Origin of the sequence: Spirillospora sp. NPDC047418, from assembly GCF_040643275.1 — a bacterium.
GTDB lineage: Bacteria > Actinomycetota > Actinomycetes > Streptosporangiales > Streptosporangiaceae > Spirillospora.
This window is the reverse complement of the sequence record NZ_JBEYTW010000043.1, coordinates 1-12741: the sequence shown is the minus strand read 5'-3', so window position 1 is coordinate 12741 and position 12741 is coordinate 1. Positions and strand designations below refer to the sequence as shown.

Genomic DNA, 12741 nt, shown 5'->3' with positions numbered 1-12741 from the left:
TGCTGGACGCGGCAGGTGGAGCCACGATACGGAAGGTTTCTGGTGGATATGTAGGGGAGTATCTAAGTAACTTCAGTGGGCACTTCTGGCCAGAAGCGTCCTCCTTCGCGCTGGCGCGTGCGAAATTCGCCGAGCACGGCATCCTGTTGCCGGATTCGGTCGTAAAGCTGTTTACTTTCGGATCGCGGTAGTCGTAGTCGAGCACTCCCGATGAGGTCCTATGAAGAGTCCCACCTCCATTGCCGAATGGGGCGTGGAGTTCGAGGCACTGCTGGACGCCGCGCTTGCCATTTTCTGCCAGCGATGGAACCCGCCGAGCGCCCCAGAGAAGATCGCCGTAGACCCGGTTCATAATCTTGCTTGGAGGTGTAATCGGAAGCGAACCTCCCTGGTGGCCAGCCTTGGCGAAAGACCTGAACTGGTTCGCGCGAACGAGGCTCTTCTGCTCCGGGTTGCCGTACATGATCTAAACCCGAGCTTCAATCGCTATCTGATCGACTCCATCGCAAAAGCGACCGGCCTGAACGGTGTCCATAATGCGATAATCGACTACCTGGAGAACGGTACGATCGTAGAGAAGTTCGGTGCGGTGAGGGCTTGGTATTCGGCGCAGCCTGGATTGCATTACCCTACCGTGCATGCCTATGACGAGGGGACACCTTCGGTGGCGAGCTCCGTGGCTTACGGTGATTGGATGGAGCTATGGCCACAATATAAGGAGGCTTGCCGGCGCGCCGTGCAGTCTTGCGTGAATCCAGAGGTGCGAGATCGGCTAGTCGAAGACATGAACGCTTTCGCCGAGATCAGGGAGATCGGCACTCAGTAGGCCTCCGGTCCTGCGCCGAAATGGCGACCGGCGGCGAGTTCTTTGGGGGCTTCGGCCCACCCGTAGGGCTTCTGCCCTTCGATGAGGCGTGCGGGATAGCCGGTGCGGGCGCCGGGCGAGGACGGCTCAGTTATCACAGCCAAATTCGACTCCGCGTTCGGCGACGAGGCCATCGATCGGAAGCTTGGATTGACGAGATTCGGCAAGGACGAAGCAGAGCGGCAAGCGGCTGTCGCCAAGCATCCTGGATTCCAGGCGGTATATGAGCTGCCTTCTCAGAAGAAGGTTGACCAGGCTAACGCGCTCCTCGCCGAGTGGGGAGTAACGGGAATTCTGGCCCGAGTGGGGGATTGGTGATCCGTGGTGGCAGAATACATCCTGAAGGCGCTCCTTTCGGTCGTGGCGATGCTTGAGGATGCAACGAAGTTCGGAATGGATTCTCATGCCGCGGTGAACGCCCTGGAGAACGTAGGATTCGAGCTCGATCAGATGAACGATGCTGAGCGCCGGGAATTCGCTGAGATTCTCCAGCGTATTGCGGCTTCGGCCGACCCCGCTCAGAGAGAGTGGGTGCGCAATGTTCCGCGAAACCTCGGAATCGACTCTTGAAAGCCCTGGGATGGTAAACGCTGCCAGCGCGCCGATCAGGACCTCATGACCTGACCATAGCGACCAGCCGCGATCTCTCGGCCGCGCCGGCCGCCGCAGGCACCCACTCGTCTACGACATCGCGTAGTCGGCCTTCACGCGCGCGGCCCGGTGCGCGGGGATATCGCGGGGAGTTCCACGGTGATGTGGAGGCCGCCTGTTGGGCGGGGGGTGAGGGTTAGGGTGCCGTCGTGGGCGTGGGCGATTGTTTTGACGATCGCCAGGCCGAGACCGACGCCGGCTTGGTCGGTGTGCATGCGTTCGGTGCCGCGCTGGAAGGGTTCAGTGAGCGTCGCGGCGAGGTGCGGGGTGACCTTCTCGCCCGTGTTCTCGACGGTCAGGACGACGGTCGTAGGGCGGACGCCTGTCTTTACCCACACGGTGCCCTGACCGGGCAGGTTGTGGACGATCGCGTTGTGTACGAGGTTCGTGGTCAGCTGCAGGAGGAGCGCGTGTGAGCCGATGGCGGGGGCGAAGTCGCCGGAGGACTCGAGGGTGACGCCGTGCTTTTCCGCCAGAGGCAGGAGCGTCTCCGTGGCCTCCTCCGCGAGAAGGGAGAGGTCGACGTTCTCCCGGGTGAAGGACCGCTGGTTGGCGCGGCTGAGCAGGAGCAATGCCTCGGTGAGGTCGATCGCCCGGGTGTTGACGGTGTGGAGGCGTTCGATGATCTCGCCGGTGTCGCGTGCCGGATCGGTGCGGGCCACGTCGAGAAGCGTCTTCGAGATCGCCAGTGGGGTGCGCAGTTCGTGTGAGGCGTTGGCCGCGAACCTCTGCTGTTCGGCGGCGAATCTCTGCTGTTCGGCGACGTGTGCTTCGAGCCGCGCGAGCATCATGTCGAAGGCGTCGGCGAGTTCGCGGAACTCGTCCTTGCGGCCAGGCAGCAGGATCCGTTGGGAGAGCGCTCCGGTCGAGGCCATGCGTGTGGCGTCCGTGATCCGGGACAAAGGGGCGAGCATGCGGTCGGCGAGGATCCATCCGCCCAGGAGGCCGAACACCAGCAGGAACGCCATCACGATGACCACGACCGGGACGAACGAACGCAGGATGAGGCGGCGGTTGATGAAGAAGTGACCGTCGGAGTAGACCGCGCCACGGGGCAGGCCCCACAGGAAGAAGGCCCCCACGGCGGTGAGTATCAAGGCACCGGCGAGCATGAGGAACCCGGCGTAGCTGAGGGTGAGTTTGAGGCGGACGCTCATGCCGGGCGCCCTATCCACGCTCCGCTCCTTCACGTCCGGGGCCCGGCGGTGTGTCGATGCGGTAGCCGACGCCCGGCACGGTGGCGATGATCGAGGGTTCGCCGAGACGCTTGCGCAGTGCCGAGACGGTGATGCGAACGGCGTTGGTGAACGGGTCGGCGTTCTCGTCCCATGCCCGTTCCAGGAGTTCCTCCGCGCTGACGACCCCGCCTTCGGCGGCGACGAGCACTTCGAGGACGGCGAACTGCTTCCTGGTCAGCGCGACGTAGCGGCCGTCCCGGTAGACCTCCCTGCGGAACGGATCCACGCGCAGACCTGCGATCTCCCGCACGGGCGGCCTGCTGTGGGCGCGCCTGCGGTCGAGTGCCCTGAGCCTGAGCGCGAGTTCCTGCAGTTCGAAGGGCTTCGTCAGGTAGTCGTCGGCGCCGAGCTCGAACCCGGAGGCCTTGTCGTCGAGACGGTCGGCCGCGGTGAGCATGATGATCGGCATGCCGCTGCCGGAGGCCACGATGTGCGCGGCGATCTCGTCACCGGACGGCCCGGGGACATCGCGGTCGAGGATCGCGATGTCGTACGCGTTGACGCTCAGCAGTTCCAGCGCGGTGTCGCCGTCACCCGCGATGTCGGCCGCGATCGCCTCCAGGCGGAGGCCATCGCGGATGGCCTCCGCCATGTAGGGCTCGTCCTCAACGATCAGCACACGCATGCTCTCGAGGTTACGAGCCGACGCATATTGTCGGCGTATCGAAATCCCCATACGCGCTGGCAACGCGTGGTCGCCTTGGCTGGCGGCATGACTCGAACCCCACCAACGGCGCGGATGACGGCTCGCCGGATTCGCCGGCTCCTCGTCGCAGCCCTGATATCTTCGATGACCGGTTCCCCGCCGTCCGCAACCTTGATCCGGGGCTGCTCAGGGCCCTTCGCCAGGCCGCGACGGACGCCGCGGACGATGACGGTGTCACGTTCTACGTCAACAGCGGCTGGCGTTCCCCGGAGTACCAGAACCGGCTGCTGCGCGACGCGGTCTCCAAGTACGGGTCCGAAAAGGAGGCCGCCCGATGGGTGGCCACCGCGGCCACGCCCCTTCATGTGTCCGGGGACGCGGTCGACATTGGCCGCCCCGCTGCGGCGTCGTGGCTGTCTCGACATGGTGCCGAGTACGGGCTGTGCCAGATCTACAGGAATGAACCCTGGCACTACGAGATGCGTCCCGAAGCGATCGATCGCGGCTGCCCGCCTATGTACGCCGACCCCACTCAGGACCCGAGGATGCAGCAGTGACCGGTAGTGAACGAACTCAGACGACGATGGCGCAGGCGGACACTGCGGACACGGGGGACGCGACGGACACGGCGGAGACCGGACGAGTCGGCGCCGGGACCCGCCGCACGGCCATCCGCCGGGTGATTCGTGTCGCCTCGCAGCCGGGGCCTTGGAAGCGCGGCCGGGTCCTCGCGGCGCTGGCGCTGCTGCTCGGCCTGTTCATGCTGCTGCACGCGAACATCCCGAACCGGGTCGGCAACCTCGGCAGCCTTGTGGAGACGTTCCTGCCGTGGTTCGGCCTGCTCATCCCGGCACTGCTGGCCGGGGCGCTGTGGCGCCGGTCCGCCTCCGCCGTGGCCGCGTTGCTGGTGCCGGTCGTGGTGTGGCTGCACCTTTTCGGCGGGCTGCTCGGCGACAAGTCCGACTCGGGGGGCGATCTCACCGTGGCCAGCCACAATGTCCGCGCCGACAATCCCGACCCGTCCGGCACCGCCCGCGCCTTGGCCGCGTCCGGCGCGGACGTGCTGGCACTGGAGGAACTGGCCGAGCAGGCACGGGGTACGTATGAGAAGGAGTTGGCGAAGGCGTACCCGTACCACGCGGTACTGGGCACGGTCGGGCTGTGGAGCAGGCTCCCGCTGTCCGACACCCGGCCGGTCGACATCCAGACGGACTACGGGCCGTTGGCGGCCACCAAGCCGGCCGACGTGAAGGCGGGCTATCTCCGGGCGCTGCGCACCACGGTGGCCACCGACCGCGGCCCGCTGGCGGTGTACGTGGCCCATCTGGGGTCCGCGCGTGTGAATCCCAGGGCGGGCTTTTGGACGGTCCACCGCGAAGGAACGCGCAGGCACTCGGCAAGGCCATCGCCGCCGAGAAGAACAAACGGGTGGTGCTGCTCGGCGACTTGAACGGCACCATGGACGACCGCGCGTTCGCCGGCCTCACCTCGCAGATGCGCTCGACCCAGGAGACGGCCGGTGGCGGCTTCGGTTTCACCTGGCCGGCGACGTTTCCGGTGGCGCGCATCGATCAGATTTTGGTCAAAGGCGTCGAGCCGGTGAATTCGTGGACGCTGCCCGCCACCGGCAGCGACCACCTTCCCGTCGCAGCCGCTATCAACTTCTAACAGTCAGGGATCTCGTTGTTCCAGCAAGGTCAGCAGCCGGGTCGCCTGGCCCGCCATGACATTCGCGCGGATCTGCGGATCGCCCCTGTCGTTGCCCATGATCCGCAGCAGCCAGAACGCGGCGAGAAGGCGCCGGCAGTTCTTGAGCTTGCCGACTTCCGCTGAGTCCAGGTCGAAACGTTCCAGGACGTCCTCCATGCCGGGGCCGTTCGCCGTCCGTACCGAAATGTGCTCGGCCAGTTCGGCCAGCTCGTAAGGACGGTCGCTGCGGCCGGAGTACTCGAAGTCCACGAGGCGGACTTCGGTGCCGTCCCAGAGGAAGTTGGCCAGGTTTCCGTCGCCGGTGCCGAACACGGGCTGTCCCGGACGTCCGAGCATGGCCTCAAGCGCGGGCTGCCGGAGCCAGACTTCCGCCCCGCGGAGCGCCTCGGTCACCGTCGGGTCGTTGGCAGGACGCTGAACTGCCGCGCACCACGTGCGAACCTGTTTCAGGAGTTCGAGCGAATGCCCTGCGCGGGCCGGCAATTCCGTCAGCGTGCGCAAGGGGATCGCTTCCTGGACGCGCGCGACCGCGTCGGCCACCGCCACGGCCAAGTCCGCAACGGGCCCGTGCTCTAGAGGAGTGCCGCTCAAGCGGGACATCACCACGGTCGGCGGCTCCGCGTCCAGGTCGGCACTGATCGGCGCGGGTGCGATACCTGGGGCATGCGCATGCAGCAGAGTCAAAGCCCGCCATTCGCGGTGAGGCTCGTCATTGCCGCGCGAGCGGTAGCGCTTGATCACCACATCGGGCCGCATTTCGACGGCGTGTGTGCTCGACGGCGCGTCCACCAATAGCTCCTAATCTTGGGCTTCTGCCGCAGCCCCCCGGCCACTCTCACCACCACCGACACCCGCCCCTCGCCGCAGCAGGGCGCCGGTCCGGCTGCCGGCTCGGGCCGTTGTACGCGGAACGCGGTCGCGGGCCGGCACGTCCAAGATCGGGATCAGCCGGACCGGACGAGGGTGGGCGATGAGCTTCGATCTGTGGGTGTGGCGCGAGGAGCAGCCGGTCACGGCCGACGCGGCCTTGCTCAAGTACAGATGGTTGACCTCGGAGGAGGAATGGTCCGGACCCGAGCCGGAGATGGTCCACGACGAACGTATCAGCGCGTTCCACGCGGAGATCCTGAGCGTGTATCCCGCTCTGGAGGACGTCGCCGAAGGGGACTCTCCCTGGAGCATGACACCGTCTCTGGAACCCAGCGGCTGCGTGGCCATGTGCATGGGCTACGCCGAGTCCGGGGAGGCCGCGCCCGTCATCGTCGAGACGGCCATGCGGCACGGGCTGGTCTGCTTCGATCCCCAGGTCGTCCGCGTCCACAACCCGCCGGAGATCGTCAACAGCGACGGCCTGCACCTGGTCTTCTTCGACGGCGGGACCGTCAACGAGCCCAGTTCGCAGGACCTGCCCCGGCTCCTGCGCTTGATCACCGACCGGAACTGGTTCGCCTACCTCGACGCCCGGCCCGGCTGGTACGTCCAGGCCGGGCTCGGTGAGCGGGCCGGCGGGGCACCGGAGGGGATGTACGGCGTGGAATACCGGGAAGGGTCGGCCGACCGCCATTTCCGCTACGTGACCGGCGACTTCGGTGAGATGGTGAACGCCTTCCAGGGTTTCGTCGACGGCCGTGACGACTGGAAGGCCGACTTCACCAGGCATGACCCCTCCTGAGAACGGGCGCTCCGGCCCATCCGCCCAGCTGGCCGAACGGTTGAGGGGTCAGCAGGTCGTCAGTAGCCGGCTGCGGAGTTTGCTCGTTGCTGGGCGGCGGTAGGGCCTGCCACTACCGTGTTCGCCTTATAAGGGAGATTATGACGGATCTTTCCTTCAGTGACCGGACCGACTTCGACAATGCCGAGCGTGGGCTGATCGCCTCCATGTCCCCGGGGGTCGTGCGGGACCACTCCGGCACGGTCGTCTGGGACGGCGACGCGTTCGCGTTCCTCGACGGTCCGGCGCCCGAGGCCGCGAACCCGTCGCTGTGGCGGCAGTCGCAGTTGTGCGCCAAGCAGGGCCTGTTCCAGGTGACCGACGGGATCTACCAGGTCCGGGGCCTGGACCTGTCGAACATGACGCTCGTGGAGGGCGAGCGGGGCGTCATCGTCATCGACCCGCTCGTGTCGGCGGAGACCGCGGCGGCGGCGCTCGACCTCTACCGCGAGCACCGGGGTGACCGTCCGGTGACCGCGATGATCTACACGCACTCCCATGTGGACCATTTCGGCGGCGCCGAGGGCGTCATTCCGCCCGGGAATCCCGACGGGATCCCGATCCTCGCTCCCGCCGGGTTCCTGGAGCACGCCGTCTCCGAGAACGTGTACGCGGGGGTCGCGATGGCGCGCCGGGCCGTCTACCACACCGGCTTCATGCTGCCAGTGGGCCCTGAGGGGATGATCGGGACGGGCCTGGGGCAGACGGCCTCCACAGGGAGGGTCGGCCTCATCCCGCCGAACCGTGACATCACCAGGTCGGGGCAGGAGGAGCGGCTCGACGGGGTGCGGATCGTCTTCCAGCTCACCCCGGGCACCGAGGCTCCGGCCGAGATGAACTTCCACTTCCCCGACCACCGCGCCCTGTGCCTGGCGGAGAACGCCACCCACAACCTGCACAACCTGCTGACACTGCGCGGCGCCCTGGTGCGCGACGCCCGGGTGTGGTCGCGGTACCTGGACGAGGCCATCGAGCTGTTCGCCGAGGGGACCGATGCGGCGTTCGCCTCGCACCACTGGCCGACCTGGGGCCGGGAGGAGATCGTCGCGTTCCTGTCCGGCCAGCGCGACCTGTACGCCTACCTGCACGACCAGACGCTGCGCCTCACCAACCAGGGGTACACGGGCATCGAGATCGCCGAGATGATGGAGTTGCCGCCCGCGCTGGAGACGGCGTGGCATGCCCGCGGCTACTACGGCTCGGTGTCCCACAACGTCAAGGCCGTCTACCAGCGGTACATGGGCTGGTTCGACGGCAACCCGGCCCACCTCTGGGAGCATCCTCCGGTGGAGGAGGCCAAGCGGTACGTGGAGTGCATGGGCGGCACCTCCAAGGTCCTGGCGCTCGCCCGCGACTACAGCGAGCGCGGCGACCTGCGCTTCGCCGCGACGCTGCTCAACCACGCGGTCTTCGCCGACCCCGGCAACGACTACGCCAGGAACGCCCTCGCCGAGGTCTACCAGGCGCTCGGGCAGGGCGCGGAGAACGGCACCTGGCGCAACTTCTACCTGACCGGCGCGATGGAATTGCGCGAAGGCGTCAAACCCGTGCCGATGAGCATCTCCGGCGGCATGGCCGCGGGCCTGTCGGTCGAGCAGGTCTTCGACTCGCTCGCCATCCGCGTCAACGGCCCCAAGGCATGGGACGAGCATCTCACGATCGATTGGGACTTCTCCGACACCGGCGAGAAGTACCGGATGACGCTGACCAACGGCACGCTGATCCACCGCGCCCGGACGGGCGGGACGCGCGGGAACGCCGACGTGCGGTTGACGCTCACCCGTCCGGGGCTCATCGCGCTCTTCGAGGGCAAGGGCATGGACGGGATCGAGTCCGACGGCGACGCCGACAAGCTACGCCGCCTCATGGGCGTCATGGACCGGCCGGAGGAGAACTTCCCCATCGTCACGCCTTGACGTTCCGGGCCGCTTCCGCGCGGGAGGCGGCCCTCCCGCTCACCCCGTGATGGACGTGATGCCCTTTCCGACGAGCACGACGCCCAGGACGAGCAGGACGACGAACATGACGGTGGCGTTCTCGCGCACCAGCCAGTCCTTGGCCGACAGCAGCGGGGCCTGCACCTTGTCGCGCAGCGCCAGGCCGGCCAGGGCCGGTCCGGCCACCGTGACACTGCCCAGCACCACGAACACCGCGATCGCCCCGGCCGCGCCCCCTCATGGCCGGCCCCCGCCGGATCGGCCACCAGCACCACGACCGCGGTCGCGGCGGCCAGGCCGACGATCCAGCCGAGCGCCAGACCGGGCGCCGTCCGGTTCGCCGCCGGGGACATCAGCATCAGCACCACCGCGATGATCGGGATCGGGCTCAGCGCCGCACCGATCGCCGACGGGAGCAGTTCACCGATCGCCTGCCCGAAACCCATGTCCCCTCCCCCTGACGCCGGGTGCTCCCCGGCGTACCGCTCCCGCCGGGCCCGGCCGCGAGATGCCGCCCCGCCCCCGCAGACCCGGCATTCCCCACGGTGACCGGTACGAACGAACATGGTTCCTTCATGGCACTGAGGGCGTGGAGGCCGGCGGGTCCGGTTTGCCCGGCGATGGCACACTGGGGCGCGGCAGCGCGATGTGCGGACGGTCGAGTGGATGGTGGGTGGTCGGTGGCTCTGGTGCCGTCCGGTACCCCTGCGCCCCGTGCGGCCGGGGAGAAGACCGCTGGGCGTCTCCCCGGTCGGGTTCGGGAGTGGCGGCCGCCGTGGCCGCTTGATCTTCACGGCACGGTCTCGCCGCATCAGCGGGGGGCGCATGATCCGGCGTTTCGGGTTGAGCGGGACGGATCTGTCTGGCGTGCGTCCTTTACGCCTGAGGGGCCGGGGACGTTGCGGCTCCGGTGGGGCGGGGACGCCGTCGAGGCGACGGGGTGGGGGCCCGGGGCCGAGTGGCTGCTGGACGGGGTGCCCGAGCTGCTCGGTGCCGGTGATGAGCCGGACGGGTTCGTCGCGCGGCACGACGTCGTCCGGGACCAGGTCGTGAAGCGGCCCGGGTTGCGCATCGGGAAGTCGCGGCGGGTCTTCGAGGCGCTCGTGCCGGCGGTCATGGAGCAGAAGGTGCTCGCGCAGGAGGCGTGGCGCGGGTGGGGGTACCTACTGCGCCGGTTCGGGGAGCCGGCGCCGGGGGCGCCGCACCTGCGGGTTCCGCCGCCGCCGCAGGTCTGGGTCCGGATTCCCTCGTGGGAGTGGCACCGGTCCGGGCTGGAGGCCGTCCGGGCGCGGACGATCATCGGGGCCGCGCGGGTCGCGCAGCGGCTGGAGGAGGACGCCGGGGAGGCGCGGCTCAGGTCGCTGCCCGGCATCGGGGTCTGGACGGCGGCCGAGATCCGGCAGCGGGCGGTCGGCGATCCCGACGCCGTCTCCGTGGGCGACTACAACCTGCCCGGCCTGGTCGGCTGGGCGCTGGCTGGCCGCAAGGTCGACGACGCCGGGATGCTGGAACTGCTGGAGCCCTATGCCGGTCATCGGTACCGGGTCACCCGGCTGCTGGAATCGTCCGGGAGGCGCCCGCCGAGGCGCGGCCCCCGTTTGGCCGTCCGGGACTACCGGTCGTTCTGACCGGGTCGACGGCCGCGCGGCGGCGCAGCCAGAAGTTGTTCGGGGTCCAGTCGAGGCCGTCCCGGCTGTCGGCGCCGAACAGGGGGCCGAGGACGGCGAGGGCGATGAAGACGCCGAGCACGTACAGCATGGTCTTGCTCCTTTGGGATCGCTGAGGGGCGTTCCCGCGCGGGGCGATCGGTGGAGCCGGGGTGTCCGCCTCGTTCCGTCGCACTTACAGTTTGACTCCGTCCACCGTTCAGGTCCAGCGACCATTCCTGGAGGGATTGTGTAAGAATCTCTTCACCATGTTGGATCTCGGACGGCTGCGGGTGCTCCGCGAACTCAAGCTGCGCGGGACGCTCGGAGCCGTGGCCGACGTCCTCGGCTACACGCCGTCCGCGGTGTCGCAGCAACTCGCCCAGCTGCAGAAGGACGTCGGCGTCCCGGTGGTGGAGCGGGTCGGGCGGCGGCTGCGGCTGACCACGGCGGGGGAGGTGCTCGCCGAGCACGCCGAGACGCTGCTGGCGCAGGCCAGGCGGGCCGAGGAGGCGACGGTCGCGGCGAGCGGGCGGGTCGCCGGGGTCGTGCGGCTCGTGGGCTTCCAGACGGCGTTGCTGCACGTGCTGGCGCCCGCGCTGCCGCGGCTGGCCGAGAAGTATCCGGATCTCGTGGTCGACGTGCTGGACGAGGAGTTCCACCGGGTCCTGCAGGCGCTGGTGCTGCAGGAGATCGACGTGGTGCTGACCGACGAGTACTCGCATCTGCCGCGTCCGCGGAGGCCCGAGCTGACGTCCGAGGTGCTCGTCACGGAGATGATGCGGGTCGCGCTGCCCGAGGACCATCCGCTGGCGCTCAGCGGCGCCCCGGTGCGGCTGGCCGATCTGGCCGAGTGCCCCTGGGTGACCGGGCATGTCGGGACGAACCACGCCGATCTGCTGGAGCGGACGTGCGTGGAGCTGGGCGGTTTCCGGCCCCAGGTCCGGTACCGGTCGAACGACCTGCTGATCATCTTCGCGATGGTCGCGTCCGGCGGGGCGGTGTGCCTGATCCCCGACCTGGCGCTCGCCGAGCGGGAGGAGGGCATCGTCGTCCGGGACGTGGCCGACGCCCCGGTCGACCGCCGCATGGTGCTGTGGACGCGGGTGGGCGCCGAGGTGCGCCCTTCGGTGCAGGCCGTCCTCGCCGAGCTGCGCAAGTCGGCGGACGCGCTGGTCGAGCGGCGGCCCAGCTGCCTGCGCGGCGCCCCCTGATCAGGCCTTCCAGGACGTGAGCGCCTCGTCGATCTCCTTGCGGGTCGGGAGTCTGAGCGACTTCGGCGCCTTCTCCGGACGGTCGTACTCGCGTGCGTATGCGGCGGCCAGGGTGCCGTCCGGTGCGCGGAATCCCGCACGCTGAAGGATGTCGCGGGCTGAACGCGTACCCAGTGCCGCTTGGAACGCCTCCGCCGCGTCACGTCGGCGCGGGTCTTTCGTGGTCACGGCGTAGGGGTGGTCGAGCATGAGCGTGCCTTCGTCCGGCATGAGGCTCACGACCGGGTTCGGACGGTGGGCTTCGTTGTAGGCGACCACTGCCTGCTCTGTGGCGACCGCCAGTGGACGGTCGAACCGTTCGGCGCCGACCAGCTCCGCCAGGGTCGCCGTTGAACCGCTGCCCTTGCGGAGCGCTTCGGCCACGTCGGCGTCCTTGTCGACCTGCTCGACGGCGAGCACGGCGATCGTGCCGGTCATTCCGGTGCTCGGGTTGGCCGCGATCCGGTCCAAGGGGATTCCGCGTGCCTTGCCCTTGCGGAGAAGCTTCCAGCTGATGTCGACGTCCGCGTCCTTGAGTTCGTCCTCCACCGGACGGGGCGTGGCCAGTACGACCGGCGTTGAGGCCACCGACGGGGCCATCTGCGGGACGGACGTGTCCCCGCGCTCGCGGACGATGCTCAGCCACAGCGACGACTCCGGCACCCACGCGTCCACGTCACCGGATTCGTAGGCGGCGGGCACGACCGGCCGGACGCGCGCGTGGACGCAGCGCCCGCCCACCCGGTGCCTCTCCACGTTGAAGCGGGACGCCACGTCGCTCAGCGCGGGCGCGATCTCCGGCTGCGCCGCGACGGTGATCCGCACCGGCGCGCCCGAGCAGGCCGGTGTCGAGAACAGGCCGGACGCCCACGCGCCGCCGCCGGCGCCCGACAGCAGCAGCGCCGCGGCGGCCCAGACCGCCGGGCGCCCCCACAGCGGGCGTCCCTCTCCGTCCACACCCCTGTCATACCGGACCGTGCGTTCACTTGCGGCGTGTTGTTTTTTTTGTGGGGGCAGAAACAAAACAAACCCCCCGGGCACGGGGGGGTGGGGGGTTGGGGGGGGGGGGGGGATTGGGGGTTGT

General features: G+C 68.7%; 13 protein-coding genes and 1 pseudogene. 8 read left to right on the top strand and 6 right to left on the bottom strand.

Going from position 1 to position 12741, the window contains the following annotated elements:
- Window positions 1–220: 220 nt before the first annotated feature.
- A complete protein-coding gene (locus ABZ806_RS24980) occupies window positions 221–826 on the top strand; it encodes a hypothetical protein (protein ID WP_500219796.1) in 606 nt (201 codons plus the stop codon).
- Here the strand turns inward: ABZ806_RS24980 and ABZ806_RS24975 are convergent.
- Window positions 820–1032, bottom strand: coding sequence for a hypothetical protein (locus ABZ806_RS24975; RefSeq protein ID WP_500219795.1), 213 nt, complete (start codon window positions 1030–1032; stop codon window positions 820–822). The genes ABZ806_RS24980 and ABZ806_RS24975 overlap by 7 nt on opposite strands.
- 157 nt (window positions 1033–1189) lie before the next feature.
- On the opposite strand from ABZ806_RS24975, the gene ABZ806_RS24970 reads away from it, so the two are divergent.
- The gene (locus tag ABZ806_RS24970) at window positions 1190–1435 is read left to right on the top strand and encodes a hypothetical protein (protein ID WP_500219794.1); all 246 of its coding nucleotides are present in this window, start codon (window positions 1190–1192) and stop codon (window positions 1433–1435) included.
- A gap of 134 nt (window positions 1436–1569) precedes the next feature.
- On the opposite strand, the gene ABZ806_RS24965 is transcribed toward ABZ806_RS24970, so the two are convergent.
- The gene (locus ABZ806_RS24965; protein WP_500219793.1) at window positions 1570–2691 is read right to left on the bottom strand and encodes a sensor histidine kinase; all 1122 of its coding nucleotides are present in this window, start codon (window positions 2689–2691) and stop codon (window positions 1570–1572) included.
- Window positions 2684–3379, bottom strand: a complete 696-nt coding sequence (locus tag ABZ806_RS24960) for a response regulator transcription factor (RefSeq protein WP_500219792.1) — start codon at window positions 3377–3379, stop codon at window positions 2684–2686. The genes ABZ806_RS24965 and ABZ806_RS24960 overlap by 8 nt, the downstream gene beginning before the upstream one ends.
- A gap of 26 nt (window positions 3380–3405) precedes the next feature.
- Here ABZ806_RS24960 and ABZ806_RS24955 point away from each other — a divergent pair, with 26 nt between their 5' ends.
- Window positions 3406–3957, top strand: a complete 552-nt coding sequence (locus tag ABZ806_RS24955) for a M15 family metallopeptidase (RefSeq protein ID WP_500219835.1) — start codon at window positions 3406–3408, stop codon at window positions 3955–3957.
- 26 nt (window positions 3958–3983) lie between these two features.
- Window positions 3984–5068 (top strand): annotated as a pseudogene (locus ABZ806_RS24950) (endonuclease/exonuclease/phosphatase family protein).
- Between the two features lie 3 nt (window positions 5069–5071).
- Here the strand turns inward: ABZ806_RS24950 and ABZ806_RS24945 are convergent.
- Complete coding sequence (locus ABZ806_RS24945) at window positions 5072–5899, bottom strand: phosphotransferase (RefSeq protein ID WP_500219791.1); 828 nt, start codon at window positions 5897–5899, stop codon at window positions 5072–5074.
- Window positions 5900–6080: 181 nt separating this feature from the next.
- Between ABZ806_RS24945 and ABZ806_RS24940 the strand changes: the two genes are divergently transcribed.
- Together ABZ806_RS24940 and ABZ806_RS24935 are read left to right on the top strand one after the other, a co-directional pair.
- A complete protein-coding gene (locus tag ABZ806_RS24940) occupies window positions 6081–6782 on the top strand; it encodes a hypothetical protein (protein WP_500219790.1) in 702 nt (233 codons plus the stop codon).
- Window positions 6783–6922: 140 nt separating this feature from the next.
- Entirely contained in the window at window positions 6923–8737 is a 1815-nt protein-coding gene (locus ABZ806_RS24935; protein ID WP_500219789.1) for an alkyl/aryl-sulfatase, read from the top strand.
- A 39-nt stretch (window positions 8738–8776) separates the two neighbouring features.
- Here the strand turns inward: ABZ806_RS24935 and ABZ806_RS24930 are convergent, their stop codons facing one another.
- Window positions 8777–8977, bottom strand: a complete 201-nt coding sequence (locus ABZ806_RS24930) for a GAP family protein (protein ID WP_500219834.1) — start codon at window positions 8975–8977, stop codon at window positions 8777–8779.
- Window positions 8978–9657: 680 nt separating this feature from the next.
- On the opposite strand from ABZ806_RS24930, the gene ABZ806_RS24925 reads away from it, so the two are divergent.
- Both ABZ806_RS24925 and ABZ806_RS24920 read left to right on the top strand, forming a co-directional pair.
- On the top strand, window positions 9658–10386 hold the full coding sequence (locus ABZ806_RS24925; RefSeq protein WP_500219788.1) for a DNA-3-methyladenine glycosylase family protein: 729 nt from the start codon (window positions 9658–9660) through the stop codon (window positions 10384–10386).
- Between the two features lie 287 nt (window positions 10387–10673).
- Window positions 10674–11618 carry a LysR family transcriptional regulator gene (locus ABZ806_RS24920; protein ID WP_500219787.1) on the top strand — a complete coding sequence of 315 codons (945 nt, stop codon included), beginning with the start codon at window positions 10674–10676 and terminating at the stop codon, window positions 11616–11618.
- On the opposite strand, the gene ABZ806_RS24915 is transcribed toward ABZ806_RS24920, so the two are convergent.
- Complete coding sequence (locus ABZ806_RS24915) at window positions 11619–12614, bottom strand: substrate-binding domain-containing protein (protein ID WP_500219786.1); 996 nt, start codon at window positions 12612–12614, stop codon at window positions 11619–11621.
- Window positions 12615–12741 lie beyond the last annotated feature (127 nt).